A 20,997-nucleotide genomic window follows, 5' to 3' on the forward strand; every position below is an offset into this window, starting at 1 on the left:
GGATCCTCTGAATATTTGAACCGTTAAACCGCGGCAGCGCCGCCGACGATTTCCGAGATCTCTTGGGTGATCGCAGCCTGACGCGCCTTGTTGTAGATCAGCTGCAAATCGCTGATCAGATCACCGGCGTTGTCGGTAGCGTTTTTCATCGCGATCATCCGCGCCGCTTGTTCAGCTGCGTTGTTCTCGACCACCGCCTGGTACACCTGCGACTCCACGTAGCGCACCATCAAGCCGTCAAGCAGCTCTTTGGCGTCTGGTTCGTAGAGGTAGTCCCAGTGGTGCTTGAGTTCCTGATCCGGGGTCGCCACCAGTGGAATCAATTGCTCCACGGTTGGCTGCTGGGTCATGGTGTTGATGAACTTGTTGGATACCACGGACAGGCGGTCGATCCGGCCTTCCAGGTACGCATCCAGCATCACCTTCACACTGCCGATCAAGTCATTGATCGACGGCTCTTCACCCAGGTGGCTGATAGCTGCAACGACGTTACCGCCGAAGTTGCGGAAAAAGGCCGCACCCTTGCTACCAACAACACACAGATCAATCTCGACGCCGTTTTCGCGGTTTACCGCCATGTCCTTGACCAGGGCCTTGAACAGGTTGGTATTCAAACCACCGCACAAACCACGGTCACTGCTCACTACCACATAACCTGCACGCTTGACGGCGCGCTCGATCATGAACGGGTGGCGGTATTCCGGGTTGGCGTTGGCCAGATGCCCAATTACCTGGCGGATACGCTCCGCATAAGGACGGCTAGCCGACATGCGCATTTGTGCCTTGCGCATTTTGCTGACCGCCACTTTCTCCATGGCGCTGGTAATTTTTTGCGTGCTTTTGATGCTCGCAATCTTACTGCGAATCTCTTTTGCGCCTGCCATGTAACACCTATCAGGTTAGCAAGCGGGAGCCTTGCGGCTCCCGCTGCGGCTTACCAGGTTTGGGTGGCCTTGAACTTCTCGATACCGGCTTTCAGGCCAGCGTCGATTTCGTCATTGAAGTCACCCTTCACGTTGATCTTGGCCATCAAATCGGCGTGATCTCGGTTGAAGTAAGCAATCAGCGCTTGTTCAAAGCTGCCGACCTTGGCGATTTCGACGTCAGTCAGGAACCCACGCTCAGCGGCATACAGCGACAGCGACATGTCAGCGATCGACATTGGCGCGTATTGCTTCTGCTTCATCAGCTCGGTAACGCGCTGACCATGCTCAAGTTGCTTACGGGTCGCTTCGTCCAGGTCAGAAGCGAACTGGGCGAATGCCGCCAGTTCACGGTACTGAGCCAGAGCGGTACGGATACCACCGGAGAGCTTCTTGATGATCTTGGTCTGAGCGGCACCACCCACACGGGATACCGAAACACCGGCGTTCACAGCAGGACGGATCCCGGAGTTGAACATGGCCGATTCCAGGAAGATCTGACCGTCGGTGATGGAAATCACGTTGGTCGGAACGAACGCGGAAACGTCGCCAGCCTGGGTTTCGATGATCGGCAGTGCGGTCAGGGAACCGGTTTTGCCGGTCACTGCGCCGTTGGTGAACTTCTCTACGTACTCTTCGGAAACGCGGGATGCGCGCTCCAGCAGACGGGAGTGGAGATAGAACACGTCGCCTGGGTAGGCTTCACGGCCTGGTGGACGGCGCAGCAGCAGGGAAATCTGGCGGTAAGCCACTGCTTGCTTGGACAGATCGTCATAAACGATCAGCGCGTCTTCACCGCGGTCGCGGAAGAATTCACCCATGGTGCAACCGGAGTACGGTGCCAGGAATTGCAGCGCAGGAGATTCCGAAGCACTGGCAGCCACGATGATCGTGTTGGCCAGGGCGCCGTTTTCTTCCAGCTTGCGAACCACGTTGGCGATGGTCGATTGTTTCTGACCGATCGCTACGTAGACGCAGAAAATGCCGCTGTCTTTCTGGTTGATGATCGCGTCGATCGCCAGAGCGGTCTTACCGATCTGACGGTCACCGATGATCAGCTCACGCTGGCCACGGCCGACTGGGATCATGGCATCGACAGCCTTGTAGCCAGTCTGTACAGGCTGGTCTACCGACTTACGCCAGATCACGCCTGGAGCAACTTTCTCGACCGCGTCGGTCTCGGTGTTGCCCAGTGGACCTTTACCGTCAACAGGGTTACCCAGTGCGTCGACAACGCGACCCAGCAGTTCCTTACCAACCGGAACTTCCAGGATGCGGCCTGTGCACTTGGCGCTCATGCCTTCGGCCAGACTGGTGTACGCGCCCAATACAACGGCACCTACGGAGTCTTGCTCCAGGTTGAGGGCCATACCGTAGACGCCGCCCGGAAACTCGATCATCTCGCCGTACATTACGTCGGCCAGACCGTGAATCCGCACGATGCCGTCAGATACGCTGACGACAGTGCCTTCGTTACGGGCTTGGGAGGTCACATCGAGCTTGTCGATGCGGCCCTTGATAATTTCACTTATTTCGGAAGGATTGAGTTGCTGCATTGCTCTGCTGCCCCTTCAAACTCAAGATTTCAATGCTTCGGCAAGATTCGCGAGTTTGCCGCGAATCGAGCCATCGATAACCAGGTCGCCGGCGCGGATGACAACACCCCCAATAAGGGATGGGTCTTCCGCAACTTGCAGGCGCACTTCCCGGTCGAGTCGTGCACTGAGAACCTTGGCGAGTTTGTCTTGCTGTTCTTGGTTCAATGCAAAAGCACTGGTCACTTCAACGTCTACCGACTTCTCTTGCTCGGCCTTGTACAGGTCGAACAGAGCGGCAATCTCCGGCAAAAGCGGGAGACGGTCGTTTTCGGCAACGACGTGGATGAAGTTCTGCACTTTCACATCAAACTTGTCGCCGCACACGTCAATAAACGTGGCGGCCTTGTCTGCGCTCGTCAGTCGCGGGGCCTTGAGCACGCGCTGCATGGTGTCGTCTTGCGACACTGCTGCAGCCAGGCCGAGCATGGCTGACCAAGAGGCCAGCTGCTGGTGGGCCTGGGCGTGCTCGAAGGCTGCCTTAGCGTAAGGTCGGGCCAACGTGGTCAATTCTGCCATGATCGCCCTCGCTTAAATTTCAGCAGCCAGTTTGTTTACCAGCTCCGCGTGCGCGTTTTGATCGATTGTGGCACCCAGGATCTTCTCAGCACCGCCGACGGCCAGAGCACCCAGTTGGGCACGCAGCGCATCTTTGACACCGTTCAATTCCTGTTCGATCTCGGCCTGAGCCTGAACCTTCACACGGTCAGCGTCGATACGGGCTTTTTCAACAGCCTCTTCAACAATCTGGTTACCGCGTTTCTTGGCTTGCTCAATGATTTCAGCTGCCTGAGCCTTCGCTTCGCGCAGTTGCTGACCCGCTTTATCTTGGGCCAACTCCAGGTCGCGAGCTGCTCGTGCGGCAGCGTCCAGTCCATCCGCGATCTTCTTCTGACGTTCGTGCAAAGCCGCGATGACCGGAGGCCATACGAACTTCATGCAGAAAACAACAAAAATCAAGAACGCTAAGGACTGACCAATAATGGTTGCATTAATGTTCACGCCAATACCTCGCTCGTTCGTTGCACAACACACCAATCACTCGAAAAAACGAGTGATTAACCGGCGAGTTGACCAACGAAGGGGTTCGCGAAGGTGAAGAACAGAGCGATACCAACACCGATCATGGTCACGGCGTCGAGCAGGCCGGCAACGATGAACATTTTAACCTGCAGCATTGGAACCATTTCTGGCTGACGCGCGGCGCCTTCCAGGAACTTGCCGCCCAACAGGCCGAAACCAATGGCAGTACCCAGGGCGCCCAGGCCGATCAACAGTGCAACAGCGATAGCGGTTAGACCAACTACAGTTTCCATCTTTCCTCCCGACTTTTACGTCGTATGGTTTAGGTTTTTTAGATTTTAAAGCGGTAAAACAAATCGTTTCATAGCCCTGGTGGGCCACCTTCCCGTTTCACCGGGAAGGACATCAGACTAGTCGAGACTGGTCTTAATGGTTCTCTTCGTGCGCCATCGACAGGTAGACGATGGTCAGCATCATGAAGATAAACGCCTGCAGGGTGATGATCAGGATGTGGAACACAGCCCACGCCCACTGCAGAACAATGCCCAGGCCGCTAAGCCAGAGCAGGCCGCTGCCGAACATCACAGCGATCAGGATGAACACCAGCTCGCCGGCATACATGTTGCCGAACAGTCGCAGAGCCAGGGAAATCGGCTTGGCGATCAGGGTGACAAATTCCAGCAGGAAGTTCACCGGGATCAGCAGGGCTTGAACGAAGATGTTCTTGCTGCCGAACGGGTGCAGGGTCAGTTCGCCGATGAAGCCGCCGATGCCCTTGATCTTGATGCTGTAGAAAATGATCAACGCGAATACCGACAGGGCCATGCCCAGGGTAGCGTTAGGGTCAGTGGTCGATACCGCGCGGAATGGGATGTGCGGGTCGCCGGAGATCAGGATGGCCAACTGAGGAATCCAGTCAACCGGGATCAGGTCGACGGCGTTCATCAGGAACACCCAGACGAAGATGGTCAGTGCCAGCGGTGCAATCACCGGGCTACGGCCATGGAAGCTGTCTTTCACGCTGCCATCGACGAATTCGACCAATACTTCAACGAAGTTCTGCAAAGCACCTGGCTGACCGGAAGTCGCCTTCTTTGCCGCCATGCGGAAAATCAGGACGAAGATCAGACCCAATGCGACCGACCAGCCCAGAGTATCCAGGTGGAAAGCCCAGAAGCCCATTTCTTTGGCCTCTGCTGCGGAGTGGGCAAAGCCCCAGCCGCCGTTGGGAAGCTGACCGAAGGTCAGGTTCTGCAAGTGGTGCTGGATATAGCCCGAAGCGGTTGTTTCTGCCATGGTTGCCTCAAACGCCCTAAGGTTTCGAAAGTCTTGTTTTCATCAGCAGGGGAGCGAACCAGCTGACCAGTTGGGTCAACACGAAGACGCCGAATACAGCTAGCGGCGCCAATGGCTTCACACCTGCAAAGGTCAGTGCAAACAGCACTGCCGTCAAAATCAGTTTCCCTGCCTCGCCGGCATAAAAGGACCGGACGATAGCCTGGGCTGCCCGGGCGCCGGAAAACCGAAAGGCCCTGTGAGCAAAATACATATTGGGCAGCAAGGCTATCAGGCCTCCGCAGAGTCCTGAATATCCGGCTACGACCCCATGCCAGTACCAAAGCGCCAATGCGGCGATCAGCAAAATGACAAATTGGGCCAATAAAACCGGAAAAACGGCCAAGCGATGGAACGGCAACGTGTTTGGCGTGCGGGTTTCCATCACTCTTGCTCCTCAATGGTCGGCTGCCGGAAATCAATAACTTGGCATAATTTGTGCCGACAAAATGCGCGCAGAGTATAGGGGCGGTTCTGCCCCTATTCAACTGCCAGGTAGTGATTTCCGACTGCGCGCTACATAAGCAAATGTTTCAGCGGATGTGGGAAAGAACGCCCTGAAGCTCATCAAGGGAGTTATATCCGATAACCAATTGCCCTTTACCCTTCTTGCCGTGGCGAATTTGTACCGCAGAGCCCAGCCGCTCGGCCAGGCGCTGCTCCAGGCGCGCGATATCCGGATCAGTTTTGGTGGGTTCGACCGGTGCAGGTTTACCACTGAGCCACTGCCGAACCAGAGCCTCGGTCTGACGAACGGTGAGACCTCGTGCGACAACGTGTCGCGCCCCTTCAACCTGTTGATTTTCCGGCAACCCGAGCAAAGCGCGGGCATGACCCATTTCCAGGTCGCCATGGGACAGCATGGTCTTGATCACTTCCGGAAGCGCGATCAGGCGCAGCAGGTTGGAAACCGTGACACGGGATTTACCCACCGCGTCGGCCACTTCCTGCTGGGTCAGCTTGAATTCCTGCTGCAAACGCTGCAGGGCAATGGCTTCCTCGATCGGATTGAGGTCCTCACGCTGGATATTCTCGATCAGTGCCATGGCGATGGCCGTTTCATCCGGCACATCGCGCACCATCGCCGGGATGGTTTCCTGGCCGGCCTGCTGGCTGGCGCGCCAGCGGCGTTCACCGGCGATGATTTCAAACCGACCGCCGCCAATGGGGCGTACGACAATCGGCTGCATCACGCCCTGGGCCTTGATCGAGTTCGCCAACTCCTCCAGCGCCTGCGGGTCCATGTCTCGGCGCGGCTGGTACTTGCCACGCTGGATCAAGTCCAGGGGCAGGTGCTGCAGCTCACGGGAGTCGGCCTGCACCGCCTGCTCTTCCAGCGAAGTGACAGTCGGACCACTCAGCAGTGCATCCAGTCCACGTCCGAGACCTCGTTTCTTGACGGCCATGGGGATTCCTTAAGTTGGCTGGGCTGCAGCGGTGCGTGAGTTGCGACGTTGGCGACGAACCATCTCGCCGGCCAGCGCCAGGTAGGCAATGGCACCACGCGATGACTTGTCGTACGCCAGCGCGGGCATGCCATAGCTTGGCGCTTCGGCCAGGCGGATGTTACGCGGGATCACTGTGTCGTAAAGCTGGTCGCCAAAGTGTTCCTTGAGCTGCGCCGACACGTCGTTCATCAGGCTCAGGCGCGGGTCATACATGGTCCGCAGCAGGCCTTCGACCTTCAGGTTCGGGTTGAGCAACTCAGCGATACGCTTGATGTTATCCACAAGGTCGCTCAAGCCTTCGAGGGCGAAGTACTCGCACTGCATGGGGATGATCACCCCATCGGCGGCAACCAGTGCGTTGAGCGTCAGCATCGACAGCGACGGCGGGCAGTCGATCAAAATGTAATCGTAATTCTCGCGGATCGGCGCCAGGGCGCTGCGCAGACGGCTTTCTTTCATCTGCATTTCCAGCAGCACCACTTCCGCCGCGGTCAAATCGCGGTTGGCTGGCAGCAGTTGATAACCGCCGTGCTCGGAATAGTGCATGGCCTGGGCCAGGTCGCACTCGCCTATCAGCAAGTCGTAGACCGAGTTTTCCAGGCCGTGTTTATCCACACCGCTACCCATGGTGGCGTTGCCCTGTGGATCGAGGTCGATCAACAGCACCCGACGCTTGGTAGCGACCAGGGATGCTGCGAGGTTGATGCAGGTGGTGGTTTTACCCACGCCACCTTTCTGGTTCGCTATCGCGAATACCTTAGCCATTCTTGCTTGTGTTCCCAATCATGCCGTGCGGCGCAGTATCAGCAGATGGCGTTGGCCTTGGCAACCGGGTACGGCCAAGGCGTGTTCGCTATCGAGGTGGAAGTCTGCCGGCAATGCTAACAGCTCGTCGCTTGGATGAACGCCCTTCATTGCCAGCCAACGGGTGTTCAGGTCGCCCAGGTGGCGGGTCCAGTTGCTGAAGTTCTCCATGCTGCTGAAGGCCCTGGAAACAATTCCGTTGAAGGGCAGTTCAGGCGTGAAGGCTTCGACCCGGCTGTGGATAACTTGCAGGTTGTCCAGCTTGAGTTCGAGTTTGACCTGGGTCAGGAAACGGGTTTTCTTGCCGTTGCTGTCCAGGCAGGTCACTTGCGACTCGGGAAACAGGATCGCCAACGGGATGCCTGGCATGCCACCACCACTGCCGACGTCCAGCCAGCGGCCGTTTTCGATAAATGGCATCACGCTCAAGCTGTCGAGCAGATGCCGCGAAACCATTTCATCGGGATCGCGCACCGCAGTGAGGTTGTAGGCCTTGTTCCACTTGATCAACAGGGCCAGGTAGCCCAACAGCAATTCGTGCTGGGTTTCGGTCAAGTGCACACCCAACTGGCGTGCACCTGTGGATAACTCTTCGGCGTGTTGCGAGGTGACCAACGAACTCAAGCGCTTTGCTCCAACTGACGGCCCGCGCCGCGTTTTTTCAAATGAATCATCAACAGCGAAATGGCTGCCGGGGTGACTCCCGGGATACGGGAGGCCTGGCCCAGGGTCTCGGGGCGAGTTATCCCCAGCTTGCTTTGAATCTCTTTCGACAGCCCGGAAATACCGGTGTAGTCGATATCCACAGGCAGCTTGGTGTCTTCACTGGCGCGCAGCCGAGCGATCTCGTCCTGCTGGCGGTCAATGTAACCGGCATATTTGGTCTTGATTTCGACCTGCTCGGCCACCTGTGGATCTTCTGCCCCGCCGCCCGTCACTTCGACCAGACCAGCGTAGTCGATTTCCGGACGGGACAGCAGGTTCAGCAGGTTGTACTCGTGGGTCAGTGGCGTGCCGAATTTTTCGGCAATGGCATCGCCCTGCTCCGTGCCCGGGCGGACCCAGGTACTTTTCAGGCGTTGCTCTTCCAGTTCGATGCTTTCGCGTTTTTTGCAGAACGCTTCCCAGCGCGCGTCATCGACCAGGCCCAGCTCGCGACCTTTTTCGGTCAGGCGCAGGTCGGCGTTGTCTTCGCGCAGGATCAGGCGATATTCGGCCCGGGAGGTGAACATCCGGTACGGTTCCTGGGTACCCAGGGTAATCAGGTCGTCGACCAACACCCCGATGTACGCTTCATCGCGACGCGGGCACCAGCTGTCTTTGCCCTGGGCGCGCAATGCGGCGTTGGTCCCGGCCAGCAAACCCTGGGCGCCGGCTTCTTCGTAACCGGTGGTGCCGTTGATTTGCCCGGCGAAGAACAGGCCGCCGATCACCTTGGTTTCCAGGCTGTATTTCAAGTCCCGTGGATCAAAGTAGTCGTACTCGATGGCGTAGCCCGGACGCACGATATGAGCGTTTTCCATGCCGCGAATCGACTGCACGATCTGAATTTGCACGTCGAACGGCAGGGAAGTGGAAATCCCGTTCGGGTACAGCTCGTGGGTCGTCAAACCTTCCGGCTCGATGAAGACCTGGTGGCTTTCCTTGTCGGCAAAGCGGTGGATCTTGTCTTCGATCGACGGGCAGTAACGCGGGCCGATACCTTCGATCACCCCGGAATACATCGGCGAACGATCGAGGTTGGCGGCGATGATTTCGTGGGTACGCGCATTGGTGTGGGTAATCCAGCAGCTCACCTGTTTGGGGTGCTGCTCCTTGGAACCCATGAACGACATTACCGGGATAGGCGTATCCCCGGCCTGTTCGGTCATCACCGAGAAATCAACAGAACGCCCGTCGATACGCGGCGGGGTCCCGGTTTTCAGGCGACCGACACGCAGTGGCAGTTCGCGAAGGCGATGAGCGAGGGCAATCGACGGCGGATCACCGGCGCGACCACCGGAATAGTTCTGCATTCCGATGTGGATAAGTCCACCGAGGAAGGTCCCCGTGGTCAGCACCACGGATTCTGCGAAGAAACGCAGACCCATCTGGGTGACAACACCGCGCACCTGGTCCTGCTCGACGATCAGGTCATCCGCTGCCTGTTGAAATATCCACAGGTTGGGTTGGTTTTCCAGGGTTTCGCGTACCGCAGCCTTGTACAAAATGCGGTCGGCTTGTGCCCGAGTAGCACGCACGGCCGGGCCTTTGCGGCTGTTGAGCACGCGAAATTGAATACCACCTTTGTCGGTAGCCATGGCCATCACACCGCCAAGGGCGTCGATTTCCTTGACCAGGTGGCTCTTGCCGATCCCACCAATGGCGGGGTTGCAACTCATGGCACCGAGGGTTTCCACGTTGTGCGTCAGCAATAGGGTTTTGACCCCCATGCGGGCTGACGCCAGTGCTGCCTCGGTACCGGCATGACCGCCGCCGATGACGATCACTTCAAAACGGGAAGGGAAATCCACCACGCACCTCGTGCCTGCTTATGTAGGTAATTAGGAATTGATTGGTTGAGCTGGTTTTAGAGCTTTGGCGGCAAGTATAGGGACTTAGCCCTTCCTAAAGAACCCTTTGCACAAAATTTAACCAGCTGTGGATGAATCACAGACAATAGAAATTAAAAGAGAGAAATTTATTAAATCTTTGTTTTTATGTTTATTTCTACTGAGCCTACTTTCTGTGGATAGATTGCTACAGCCCTTTATTTACGATGTGTACAGAGATTCAAAAGTCTGTGGTTAGGTGGCAAGGAGGCCCTTGGATAAGTGCTTTAAGCCTGTGGATTAAACAGGTGGTTATCCACAGAGGGGTTTTTACTCAGGTTTCGAGCCCTGTTATCAACTGGGCACAGGGGCGGTTATTCACAGGGCTTAATCCACAGAAAAGACTCAGCCGCGGTAAATTTCGCCCACGGCAAGGCCACCTCGGGGCGAGGTTATTGTCAGAAAATACGCGGGAGTGTCCTGAAACGGACAGGCACGAATGGCCTGTCTGTGAACAACGAAGGGCTATTTACCGATGCAGAAACTGGAAAAGATCCTGCCGAGCAGGTCATCGGAACTGAATGCCCCGGTAATCTCCCCCAGAAGCTGCTGTGCCTGACGCAAATCCTCGGCCAGAAGCTCTCCTGCCCCTGCCAGGGTCAACTGCGCACGGCCGTGCTCAAGGGCTGCACTGGCATGGCGCAGGGCTTCCAGATGCCTGCGGCGAGCACTGAAGCTGCTTTCTGAGGTCTGTTCGTAGCCCATGCAGGCCTTGAGGTGATCGCGCAGCAGCTCCAGGCCATCACCGGCAGACTTGGCGCTGAGGCTGATGGTGACATGGCCATCTTCGCTGACCTCCAGGGCAATCGCCTCACCCGTGAGGTCCGCCTTGTTGCGAATCAGCGTGACTTTGGCCGGATCAGGCCGCTGTTCAAGGAATTCTGGCCACAGGGCAAAAGGATCGACGGCCTCCGGCGCGGTGGCATCCACCACCAGCAGCACCCGATCCGCTTCACCGATAGCCTTGAGCGCCCGTTCCACACCGATTTTTTCCACCTGGTCATCGGTATCACGCAAACCGGCGGTATCGACCACGTGCAGTGGCATACCATCAATGTGGATATGTTCCCGCAGGATATCCCGGGTAGTACCTGCAATCTCGGTAACAATCGCCGCTTCACGCCCTGCCAGGGCATTGAGCAGGCTGGACTTGCCAGCGTTGGGCCGGCCGGCAATCACCACGGTCATGCCGTCGCGCAGCAGTGCGCCCTGCCCGGCCTCCTTCAAAACTGTGGATAACTCGTCCCGCACTTTGTCCAGCATGGCCAGGACATGGCCATCGGCAAGAAAATCGATTTCTTCTTCCGGAAAATCAATCGCCGCCTCGACATAGATGCGCAAACTGATCAATTGCTCGGTGAGGTTATGCACACGCAGGGAAAACGCCCCCTGCAATGAGCGCAGGGCATTGCGCGCAGCCTGTGCAGAACTGGCCTCGATCAAATCGGCAATCGCCTCAGCCTGGGCCAGGTCGAGCTTGTCATTGAGAAACGCGCGCTCGCTGAATTCACCAGGCCGTGCAAGACGGCAGCCCAACTGCAGGCAACGCTGTAGCAGCATGTCGAGGACGATAGGCCCGCCATGTCCCTGCAGTTCCAGCACATCTTCACCGGTGAACGAGTTTGGGCCCGGGAAATACAGGGCCAGGCCCTCATCCAGTACCTCAAGATCCTCGCCGAAGAAAGGCCCGTAATGCGCATACCGGGGTTTGAGCTCACGGCCACTGATCGCTTTAGCGGCAATGCCGGCAAGCGGCCCGGAAATTCGAACGATACCGACACCGCCCCGGCCCTGAGCGGTGGCGACGGCAGCGATGGTTTCACGAGGAGCGCTCATCAGCGGTTTCCCAGACAAAAGTGACAGAATGCAAAACGCCCCACGAGGGGGCGTCTTGAGTGGTTATCCACAGAGTAAGTTACGCCTCGGCTTTTTTGGCAGCCGCTTCGATCTTACGTGTGATGTACCACTGTTGAGAGATCGACAACACGTTGTTGACCACCCAGTACAGAACCAGACCAGCCGGGAACCACAGGAAGAAGAAGGTGAAGATGATTGGCATCATTTTCATCACCTTGGCCTGCATCGGATCCGGAGGTGTTGGGTTCAGACGCTGCTGGATGAACATGGTGGCGCCCATGATGATCGGCAGGATAAAGAACGGGTCTTTGATCGACAAGTCAGTTATCCACAGCATGAACGGCGCCTGGCGCATTTCCACGCTTTCCAGGAGTACCCAGTACAGCGACAGGAACACCGGCATCTGCACCAGAATCGGCAAGCATCCACCCAGCGGGTTGATCTTCTCTTTCTTGTACAGCTCCATCATGGCTTGCGACATTTTCTGCCGGTCATCGCCATGTTGCTCTTTCAACGCTGCCAGTTTCGGTGCAACGGCGCGCATACGGGCCATCGATTTGTAGCTGGCGGCCGACAGCGGAAAGAAAATCCCCTTGATCAGCATGGTCAGGAAGATGATCGACCAGCCCCAGTTACCGACGATGCTGTGGATATGTTGCAGCAACCAGAAGATTGGCTGGGCAATGAACCACAGGATGCCGTAATCCACAGTCAGTTCCAGACCTGGGGATAACTCCTTGAGGACGGCCTGGCTTTTCGGGCCGGCATACAAGGTGGCGCTGGTTTCAGCCTTGGCACCTGGTGCAACGGTCAACGCCGGGCCAGTGAAACCAATGATGTAGTTACCCTGGTTGTCCTTGCGGGTCTGGACCAGGTTGGCTTCGCCCCTGTTCGGGATCCACGCGGTTACAAAGTAGTGTTGCAGCCAGGCTACCCAACCACCTTGTACTGTTTCTTTCAGCGCGCCCTTGTCGATGTCTTTCATCGACACTTTTTTGTACGGCTCGTTACTTGTCCACAGGGCGGCGCCCAGGTAAGTCGCGGTGCCGGTGGCAGTGCTGGAAGACGGATCGGAGCTGCCATCACGCTTGAGCTGGGCAAACAGGTTGCCTGTCCAGGCCTTTTCGCTGGTGTTGTCGATCAGGTAAGTGACTTTCAGATCGTACAAACCGCGCGTGAAGCTGAAGCGCTTGATGTAATTGACGCCGTCGTGACTGAATTTCAGGTCGACGTTCAACTGGTTTTGGCCATCAGCCAGTTGATAAGTCTTCTGTTCGGTCGAATAAACCGGACGACCGGTAGCACGAGCATCAGGACCATCAGTGCCAGTCAGGCCGCTTTGTGCCAGATAAACACGCTCGCCACCATTGTCGAACAACTGGAAAGGAACATCCGGATGGTCTTGGCGACGTGGGTACAGTGGCAATTTCAGCTGGGCGATATCGCCGCCCTGTGGATCGATCGCCAGGTCCAGTACATCCGTTTTGACGTGGATGAGGTCTTTATTGGTGATGACCGCGTTATCTACAGGGGTGCTGGTATCGGCATTCGCGCTGGGTACATCGGCACTGGCGGAAGCATTGTTACCCAACGGTGCATCTGCAATAGCAGGAGCAGACTGATTGGTAGCAACATTCTGAGTCGGCAGGGCAGCCTGGCCATAGTCCTGGTTCCATTTCAGAACCATAACGTAGGACACGATTGCCAGGGCGACGATCAGGATCGTGCGTTTAATATCCATGATTACTCGGCCATCGAAGAAGAACGGGAGGTAGGGATAGGCGGAACCGGGTCATAACCACCGGGATTCCACGGATGACAGCGACCTAAACGACGAAAGGTCAGCCAGCCACCGCGCAGAAGGCCATGATTTTCTATGGCTTCATACGCGTAGCAGGAACAACTGGGGTAGAAACGACAGTGGCTGGCCATCAGCGGACTAATGGCATAGCGGTAAAACTGGATCGGAACGAGGGCCAGTTTACGCATCAGTGCTGTCTACCCCTACAGTTTCGGGGCTGACTGCTGGAGTCGGCTTGCTGGTGCGAGCCAAACGTTTCCAGAGCTTGCCGAAATGCTGAATCAATTCGGGGTTTTCTACGTCCCCCAAGCCTTTGCGCGCGACGATAACAATATCCCAACCAACCAGAGTGTCCTGGTGGAGGCGAAACGATTCGCGCATCAGACGCTTGAGGCGATTGCGCTCAACGGAGAGCTTTACGCTCTTCTTGCCGATCACCAACCCGAGACGGGGGTGATCCAGATCGTTGTTACGCGCAAGGAGCAGGAGATTTTTCCCCGGAACCTTGCCGGTGGGGGAGTCAAAGACTGCCTTGAAGTGCCGGGGGGTTAGCAGACGCTTTTCCCGACTGAAGTCCTGACTCACCACCAGTACCGGATTATCAAACTGCCAGACGCGCACGACCTTTGGCGCGGCGACGCGACAGGACAGCACGGCCGTTCTTGGTAGCCATGCGAGCACGGAAACCGTGGGTACGGGCGCGTTTGATGGTGCTTGGTTGGAAAGTACGTTTCATGGCGTGTTACCTGGTTCGTCCACAACGGGCCGGAATGGCCCCCGTTTTAAGAGACCGGGGATTCTAGAGAAAGCAAGCCTCTAGGTCAATTTCCAACCAGCTATTCCTTCAATTAGATATCTGAGGGCATCGAGACCGATTCCGGGCGGTTCGACTTTGACGAGCAATGCCATAGATATAAAAATAAAGAAGGAAGTTATTTAAAGCTTTTCTGTAAAGCTTATAAAAGCTAGGGACGCGATCTTCTGTGGATAACTGCCTTGAGGCCATATTCCACGTGCTGTACAGAGAATGACAACACGGGGGAGAAACGGTGCTCTGCCTGTGCTGCGCTGTCGGATAAGCTGTGCGTGGAATGGGTAGTTATCCACAGGCCAGTTACCCACAGACTTTCGCCCCCACTTGTACAACGAGCTTAGGGGCGCTTATCCACAGAGCTTATGCACAGACCATTTGTCGCCTTTTTTACGCTTAAGGCATTGATTCTTGGCGGCCTCTGAGCAAGCTACATGTGGATAAGTGGACCGCTCGCCGCTACAATGGCGGCTGTTTTTGCCTCACCGGCTTTCAACTTAGGGGATATCCGTGTCAGTGGAACTTTGGCAGCAGTGCGTGGAGCTTTTGCGCGATGAGCTGCCTGCCCAGCAATTCAACACCTGGATCCGTCCACTACAGGTCGAAGCCGAAGGCGACGAGTTGCGTGTCTACGCACCCAATCGTTTTGTTCTCGACTGGGTCAACGAGAAGTACCTGAGCCGCGTTCTCGAGTTGTTCGACGAACACGGCAACGGGATGGCTCCAGCACTCTCCTTATTAATAGGCAGCAAACGCAGCTCCGCCCCTCGCGCCGCGCCTAATGCGCCGCTGGCCGCCGCTGCATCGCACGCCCAGGCCGCTGCGGCGCCGGTTAACCACGCACCCGCCCCCGCTGCGCCCGCCCCGAGCAAATCGGTGGCGCAAAAAAATGCGCCAGTGAGTGAAGAGCCGTCCCGCGACAGCTTTGACCCGATGGCGGGAGCCAGCTCGCAGCAGGCGCCGGTACGCGCCGAACAGCGTACGGTCCAGGTCGAAGGCGCGCTCAAGCACACCAGCTACCTGAACCGCACCTTTACCTTTGAAAACTTCGTCGAAGGTAAATCCAACCAGCTGGCCCGCGCTGCGGCCTGGCAGGTGGCCGACAATCCCAAGCATGGTTACAACCCGCTCTTCCTTTATGGCGGCGTTGGCTTGGGTAAGACGCACTTGATGCACGCTGTGGGTAACCACCTATTAAAGAAGAACCCGAATGCCAAGGTCGTGTACCTGCACTCGGAGCGCTTCGTGGCCGACATGGTCAAGGCGTTGCAACTCAATGCAATCAACGAATTCAAACGCTTCTACCGCTCCGTCGATGCACTGCTGATTGATGACATTCAATTCTTCGCGCGCAAGGAACGTTCCCAGGAAGAGTTTTTCCACACGTTCAACGCCCTGCTTGAAGGTGGCCAGCAGGTCATCCTCACCAGTGACCGGTACCCGAAGGAAATCGAAGGTCTGGAAGAGCGCCTCAAATCGCGCTTCGGCTGGGGCCTGACCGTTGCGGTAGAGCCGCCGGAACTGGAAACCCGGGTCGCGATCCTGATGAAGAAAGCCGATCAGGCGAAAGTCGATCTGCCTCACGACGCGGCGTTCTTCATTGCCCAGCGCATTCGCTCCAACGTGCGTGAGCTCGAAGGCGCGCTCAAGCGGGTCATCGCTCACTCGCACTTCATGGGCCGCGACATCACCATCGAGTTGATTCGCGAATCCCTGAAAGACTTGTTGGCGCTACAAGACAAGCTGGTCAGTGTGGATAACATTCAACGCACGGTGGCCGAGTACTACAAGATCAAGATTTCCGACCTGCTGTCCAAGCGCCGCTCGCGCTCGGTAGCGCGTCCCCGTCAGGTGGCCATGGCGCTCTCCAAGGAGCTGACCAACCACAGCCTGCCGGAAATTGGCGATGTGTTTGGTGGTCGCGACCACACCACGGTCTTGCACGCGTGCCGCAAGATCAACGAACTTAAGGAATCCGACGCGGATATTCGCGAGGACTACAAGAACCTGCTGCGTACACTGACAACGTGATGAACACCAGCGCAGCTTATTAAGGCAAGGGACTAGACCATGCATTTCACCATTCAACGCGAAGCCCTGTTGAAACCCCTGCAACTGGTCGCAGGCGTCGTCGAGCGCCGACAGACCTTGCCGGTACTTTCCAACGTATTGTTGGTTGTCGAAGGCCAGCAGCTGTCGTTGACCGGTACCGACCTGGAAGTCGAACTGGTTGGTCGTGTACAGCTGGAAGAACCCGCCGAGCCCGGTGAGATCACCGTGCCTGCGCGCAAGCTAATGGATATCTGCAAAAGCTTGCCCAACGACGCGCTGATCGACATCAAGGTCGATGAGCAGAAGTTGGTGGTCAAGGCCGGCCGCAGTCGTTTCACCCTGTCGACCCTGCCGGCCAATGACTTCCCGACGGTGGAAGAAGGTCCAGGTTCGCTGACCTGCAGCCTGGAGCAAAGCCGCCTGCGCCGTTTGATCGAGCGCACCAGCTTCGCCATGGCCCAGCAGGACGTGCGTTACTACCTCAACGGCATGCTGCTGGAAGTCTCCGAAGGCATCATCCGTGCTGTGGCCACCGACGGTCACCGCCTGGCAATGTGTTCGATGAAGGCCGATATCGGCCAGCCGGACCGCCACCAGGTGATTGTGCCGCGCAAAGGTATCCTCGAACTAGCGCGCCTGCTCACCGAGCCGGACGGTAACGTCAGCATCGTCCTGGGCCAGCACCATATCCGTGCCACCACGGGCGAGTTCACCTTCACCTCCAAACTGGTAGACGGCAAGTTCCCGGACTACGAGCGCGTGTTGCCCAAGGGTGGCGACAAGCTGGTGATCGGTGACCGCCAGGCGCTGCGTGAAGCGTTCAGCCGTACAGCGATTCTTTCCAACGAGAAGTACCGGGGTATTCGCCTGCAATTGGCCAACGGCCAGCTGAAAATCCAGGCCAACAACCCGGAGCAGGAAGAAGCGGAAGAAGAAGTGGGCGTCGACTACAACGGCGGTTCCCTGGAAATCGGCTTCAACGTGAGCTACCTGCTGGACGTGCTGGGTGTGATGACCACGGAGCAGGTGCGTCTGATCCTGTCGGACTCTAACAGCAGCGCCCTGGTGCAAGAATCCGATAACGACGACTCGGCTTACGTTGTTATGCCGATGCGCCTGTAATCATGCTCAGCAGAAGCTAGATGTCCCTCAGTCGCGTCTCGGTCACCGCGGTGCGCAATCTGCACCCGGTGACCTTCTCCCCCTCCCCCCGCATCAATATCCTCCATGGCGCCAACGGCAGTGGCAAAACCAGCGTGCTGGAAGCCATTCACTTACTGGGTCTGGCTCGTTCCTTTCGCAGTGCCCGCCTGTTACCCGTGATTCAGTACGAACAATTGGCGTGCACCGTGTTTGGCCAGGTTGAACTGGCGCAAGGCGGGCATAGTAGCCTGGGGATATCCCGTGATCGTCAAGGGGAGTTCCAGATCCGTATAGATGGGCAGAATGCGCGCAGTGCCGCACAACTGGCGGAAATTTTGCCCCTGCAATTGATCAACCCTGACAGCTTCCGCTTGTTGGAAGGTGCACCAAAAATCCGCCGGCAGTTCCTCGATTGGGGAGTGTTCCACGTGGAACCGCGGTTCATGGCCACGTGGCAGCGCCTGCAGAAGGCCCTGCGGCAGCGGAACTCATGGCTGCGGCATGGTACACTTGACGCCGCTTCGCAAGCGGCCTGGGACCGTGAACTGTGCCTGGCCAGCGACGAAATAGATGAATACCGCCGCACTTATATCAAAGCCTTGAAACCAGTCTTTGAACAGACCTTGAGTGAGTTGTTGGAACTCGAGGGCCTGACGCTGAGTTACTACCGTGGTTGGGACAAAGAGCGTGACTTGAGTGCAGTACTCGCCACCTCTTTGCAACGGGATCAGCAAATTGGCCACACCCAGGCAGGACCACAACGGGCTGATTTGCGCCTTAGGTTAGGCGCACATAATGCCGCGGATATCTTGTCCCGTGGCCAGCAGAAGTTGGTGGTGTGCGCGCTGCGTATCGCTCAGGGGCACTTGGTTAGCCAGGCCCGGCGCGGTCAGTGTATTTATCTGGTGGATGACTTGCCGTCCGAATTGGATGAGCAACACCGCCGCGCGCTATGCCGCTTGTTGGAAGACTTACGCTGCCAGGTATTTATTACCTGTGTAGACCACGAATTATTGAGGGAAGGCTGGCAGACGGAAACGCCAGTCGCTTTGTTCCACGTGGAACAAGGCCGTATCACCCAGACCCACGACCATCGGGAGTGAAGGCATGAGCGAAGAAAACACGTACGACTCGACCAGCATTAAAGTGCTGAAAGGTTTGGATGCCGTACGCAAACGTCCCGGTATGTACATTGGCGACACCGATGATGGTAGCGGTCTGCACCACATGGTGTTCGAAGTGGTCGACAACTCCATCGACGAAGCGCTCGCCGGTCATTGCGACGACATCAGTATCATCATCCATCCGGATGAATCCATCACCGTACGCGACAACGGTCGCGGCATTCCGGTAGATGTGCATAAAGAAGAAGGCGTATCGGCAGCAGAGGTCATCATGACCGTGCTGCACGCCGGCGGTAAGTTTGACGACAACTCCTATAAAGTCTCCGGCGGTTTGCACGGTGTAGGTGTGTCGGTGGTAAACGCCCTGTCGGAAGAACTGATCCTCACCGTTCGCCGCAGCGGCAAGATCTGGGAACAGACCTACGTGCATGGCGTGCCTCAGGCACCGATGGCAATCGTCGGTGATAGCGAAACCACCGGTACCCAGATTCACTTCAAGCCCTCGGCTGACACGTTCAAAAATATCCACTTCAGCTGGGACATCCTGGCCAAGCGGATTCGTGAACTGTCCTTCCTCAACTCCGGTGTGGGTATCGTCCTCAAGGATGAGCGCAGCGGCAAGGAAGAGCTGTTCAAGTACGAAGGTGGCCTGCGTGCGTTCGTTGAATACCTGAACACCAACAAGACTGCGGTCAACCAGGTGTTCCACTTCAACATCCAGCGTGAAGACGGCATCGGCGTGGAAATCGCCCTGCAGTGGAACGACAGCTTCAACGAGAACCTGTTGTGCTTCACCAACAACATTCCTCAGCGCGATGGCGGTACTCACCTGGTGGGTTTCCGTTCCGCACTGACGCGTAACCTGAACACCTACATCGAAGCTGAAGGCTTGGCGAAGAAGCACAAAGTCGCCACCACCGGTGACGATGCCCGTGAAGGCCTGACCGCGATTATTTCGGTCAAGGTTCCGGATCCGAAGTTCAGCTCCCAGACCAAAGACAAGCTGGTTTCTTCTGAAGTGAAGACCGCCGTCGAACAGGAAATGGGCAAATACTTCTCCGACTTCCTGCTGGAAAACCCCAACGAAGCCAAGCTGGTCGTCGGCAAGATGATCGACGCGGCACGGGCTCGTGAAGCGGCGCGTAAAGCCCGTGAAATGACCCGCCGTAAAGGTGCACTGGATATCGCTGGCCTGCCGGGCAAACTGGCGGACTGCCAGGAGAAGGACCCTGCCCTTTCCGAACTGTACCTGGTGGAAGGTGACTCTGCTGGCGGTTCCGCCAAGCAGGGTCGCAACCGTCGCACCCAGGCCATCCTGCCGTTGAAGGGTAAGATCCTCAACGTTGAGAAAGCCCGTTTCGACAAGATGATTTCCTCTCAGGAAGTCGGCACCTTGATCACTGCCCTGGGCTGTGGCATTGGTCGCGACGAGTACAACATCGACAAGCTGCGCTACCACAACATCATCATCATGACCGATGCTGACGTCGACGGCTCGCACATCCGCACCCTGCTGCTGACCTTCTTCTTCCGTCAGTTGCCGGAGCTGATCGAGCGTGGCTATATCTACATCGCTCAGCCGCCGTTGTACAAAGTGAAAAAGGGCAAGCAAGAGCAATACATCAAAGACGACGACGCCATGGAAGAGTACATGACGCAGTCGGCCCTGGAAGACGCCAGCCTGCACTTGAACGACGAAGCCCCGGGCATCTCCGGCGGGGCGCTGGAGCGCCTGGTAAACGACTTCCGCATGGTGATGAAGACCCTCAAGCGTTTGTCGCGCCTGTACCCTCAGGAGCTGACCGAGCACTTCATCTACCTGCCGGCCGTGAGCCTGGAACAGCTGGGCGATCACGCAGCCATGCAGGATTGGCTGGCCCAGTACGAAGTGCGCCTGCGCACCGTCGAGAAGTCGGGCCTGGTGTACAAAGCCAGCCTGCGTGAAGACCGTGAACGTAATGTCTGGCTGCCAGAGGTCGAACTGATCTCCCACGGCCTGTCGAACTACGTCACCTTCAACCGCGATTTCTTCGGCAGCAATGACTACAAGACTGTGGTTACCCTCGGCGCGCAGTTGAGCACGCTGTTGGACGACGGCGCTTATATTCAGCGTGGCGAACGCAAGAAACAGGTCAAAGAGTTCAAGGAAGCCCTGGACTGGTTGATGGCAGAAAGCACTAAGCGTCACACCATCCAGCGATACAAAGGTCTGGGCGAAATGAACCCGGATCAGCTGTGGGAAACCACCATGGACCCAGCCCAGCGTCGCATGCTGCGTGTGACCATCGAAGACGCCATTGGCGCGGACCAGATCTTCAACACCCTGATGGGTGATGCGGTCGAGCCACGTCGTGACTTCATCGAGAGCAATGCCTTGGCAGTGTCCAACCTGGACTTCTGATAACGCCATTGCGAAACAAAAAAAGGCCAACGTTTAACGTTGGCCTTTTTTATTGCCCAGATTTCGGGCGCTTCCAAAATGCTCCACGT

At 57.0% G+C, this 20,997-nt stretch carries 20 protein-coding genes; 4 read left to right on the top strand and 16 right to left on the bottom strand.

Features of this window, described 5'->3' with window-relative positions:
• Nucleotides 1–23: 23 nt before the first annotated feature.
• The 16 genes from atpG to rpmH form a co-directional block, all read right to left on the bottom strand.
• Nucleotides 24–884, bottom strand: a complete 861-nt coding sequence (gene atpG / locus PSFL_RS15775) for a F0F1 ATP synthase subunit gamma (RefSeq protein WP_057439299.1) — start codon at nucleotides 882–884, stop codon at nucleotides 24–26.
• A 50-nt stretch (nucleotides 885–934) separates the two neighbouring features.
• Entirely contained in the window at nucleotides 935–2,479 is a 1,545-nt protein-coding gene (gene atpA, locus PSFL_RS15780; protein WP_029290137.1) for a F0F1 ATP synthase subunit alpha, read from the bottom strand.
• A gap of 21 nt (nucleotides 2,480–2,500) precedes the next feature.
• Entirely contained in the window at nucleotides 2,501–3,037 is a 537-nt protein-coding gene (locus PSFL_RS15785; protein ID WP_057439298.1) for a F0F1 ATP synthase subunit delta, read from the bottom strand.
• 12 nt (nucleotides 3,038–3,049) lie between these two features.
• Entirely contained in the window at nucleotides 3,050–3,520 is a 471-nt protein-coding gene (locus tag PSFL_RS15790) for a F0F1 ATP synthase subunit B (protein ID WP_008439543.1), read from the bottom strand.
• Between the two features lie 56 nt (nucleotides 3,521–3,576).
• Nucleotides 3,577–3,834 carry a F0F1 ATP synthase subunit C gene (gene atpE, locus PSFL_RS15795; RefSeq protein ID WP_002555987.1) on the bottom strand — a complete coding sequence of 86 codons (258 nt, stop codon included), beginning with the start codon at nucleotides 3,832–3,834 and terminating at the stop codon, nucleotides 3,577–3,579.
• A 133-nt stretch (nucleotides 3,835–3,967) separates the two neighbouring features.
• Complete coding sequence (gene atpB / locus PSFL_RS15800; RefSeq protein WP_049710820.1) at nucleotides 3,968–4,837, bottom strand: F0F1 ATP synthase subunit A; 870 nt, start codon at nucleotides 4,835–4,837, stop codon at nucleotides 3,968–3,970.
• A gap of 16 nt (nucleotides 4,838–4,853) precedes the next feature.
• Entirely contained in the window at nucleotides 4,854–5,261 is a 408-nt protein-coding gene (locus tag PSFL_RS15805) for a F0F1 ATP synthase subunit I (RefSeq protein WP_010565865.1), read from the bottom strand.
• A 148-nt stretch (nucleotides 5,262–5,409) separates the two neighbouring features.
• Entirely contained in the window at nucleotides 5,410–6,282 is an 873-nt protein-coding gene (locus PSFL_RS15810) for a ParB/RepB/Spo0J family partition protein (protein WP_057439295.1), read from the bottom strand.
• A gap of 9 nt (nucleotides 6,283–6,291) precedes the next feature.
• Nucleotides 6,292–7,089 carry a ParA family protein gene (locus tag PSFL_RS15815; protein ID WP_005792605.1) on the bottom strand — a complete coding sequence of 266 codons (798 nt, stop codon included), beginning with the start codon at nucleotides 7,087–7,089 and terminating at the stop codon, nucleotides 6,292–6,294.
• 18 nt (nucleotides 7,090–7,107) lie between these two features.
• Nucleotides 7,108–7,752: a 16S rRNA (guanine(527)-N(7))-methyltransferase RsmG gene (gene rsmG, locus PSFL_RS15820; protein ID WP_057439294.1), complete on the bottom strand. Its 645-nt coding sequence runs from the start codon at nucleotides 7,750–7,752 to the stop codon at nucleotides 7,108–7,110.
• Complete coding sequence (mnmG, locus tag PSFL_RS15825) at nucleotides 7,749–9,641, bottom strand: tRNA uridine-5-carboxymethylaminomethyl(34) synthesis enzyme MnmG (protein ID WP_115129449.1); 1,893 nt, start codon at nucleotides 9,639–9,641, stop codon at nucleotides 7,749–7,751. Before mnmG ends, rsmG begins: the two co-directional genes overlap by 4 nt.
• 543 nt (nucleotides 9,642–10,184) lie before the next feature.
• A complete protein-coding gene (gene mnmE / locus PSFL_RS15830; RefSeq protein ID WP_057439293.1) occupies nucleotides 10,185–11,555 on the bottom strand; it encodes a tRNA uridine-5-carboxymethylaminomethyl(34) synthesis GTPase MnmE in 1,371 nt (456 codons plus the stop codon).
• A gap of 79 nt (nucleotides 11,556–11,634) precedes the next feature.
• A complete protein-coding gene (gene yidC / locus PSFL_RS15835) occupies nucleotides 11,635–13,317 on the bottom strand; it encodes a membrane protein insertase YidC (protein ID WP_057439292.1) in 1,683 nt (560 codons plus the stop codon).
• Nucleotides 13,318–13,319: 2 nt separating this feature from the next.
• Nucleotides 13,320–13,565 carry a membrane protein insertion efficiency factor YidD gene (gene yidD / locus PSFL_RS15840; protein ID WP_010465488.1) on the bottom strand — a complete coding sequence of 82 codons (246 nt, stop codon included), beginning with the start codon at nucleotides 13,563–13,565 and terminating at the stop codon, nucleotides 13,320–13,322.
• Nucleotides 13,558–13,962, bottom strand: coding sequence for a ribonuclease P protein component (gene rnpA, locus PSFL_RS15845; RefSeq protein WP_029290189.1), 405 nt, complete (start codon nucleotides 13,960–13,962; stop codon nucleotides 13,558–13,560). The genes yidD and rnpA overlap by 8 nt, the downstream gene beginning before the upstream one ends.
• A 16-nt stretch (nucleotides 13,963–13,978) precedes the next feature.
• Complete coding sequence (gene rpmH / locus PSFL_RS15850; protein WP_003213577.1) at nucleotides 13,979–14,113, bottom strand: 50S ribosomal protein L34; 135 nt, start codon at nucleotides 14,111–14,113, stop codon at nucleotides 13,979–13,981.
• A gap of 585 nt (nucleotides 14,114–14,698) precedes the next feature.
• Between rpmH and dnaA the strand changes: the two genes are divergently transcribed.
• From dnaA to gyrB, 4 genes are read left to right on the top strand one after another with little or no spacing between them, the layout of a single operon-like run.
• Nucleotides 14,699–16,219 carry a chromosomal replication initiator protein DnaA gene (gene dnaA / locus PSFL_RS15855; protein WP_120734385.1) on the top strand — a complete coding sequence of 507 codons (1,521 nt, stop codon included), beginning with the start codon at nucleotides 14,699–14,701 and terminating at the stop codon, nucleotides 16,217–16,219.
• Between the two features lie 39 nt (nucleotides 16,220–16,258).
• Entirely contained in the window at nucleotides 16,259–17,362 is a 1,104-nt protein-coding gene (gene dnaN, locus PSFL_RS15860) for a DNA polymerase III subunit beta (protein ID WP_057439291.1), read from the top strand.
• A 20-nt stretch (nucleotides 17,363–17,382) separates the two neighbouring features.
• Complete coding sequence (recF, locus tag PSFL_RS15865) at nucleotides 17,383–18,486, top strand: DNA replication/repair protein RecF (RefSeq protein ID WP_029290195.1); 1,104 nt, start codon at nucleotides 17,383–17,385, stop codon at nucleotides 18,484–18,486.
• A gap of 4 nt (nucleotides 18,487–18,490) precedes the next feature.
• Nucleotides 18,491–20,908: a DNA topoisomerase (ATP-hydrolyzing) subunit B gene (gyrB, locus tag PSFL_RS15870; protein ID WP_057957871.1), complete on the top strand. Its 2,418-nt coding sequence runs from the start codon at nucleotides 18,491–18,493 to the stop codon at nucleotides 20,906–20,908.
• Nucleotides 20,909–20,997 lie beyond the last annotated feature (89 nt).

The sequence above is a fragment of the Pseudomonas sp. DD1 genome (genome assembly GCF_044510355.1).
GTDB classification, from domain to species: domain Bacteria; phylum Pseudomonadota; class Gammaproteobacteria; order Pseudomonadales; family Pseudomonadaceae; genus Aquipseudomonas; species Aquipseudomonas shahriarae.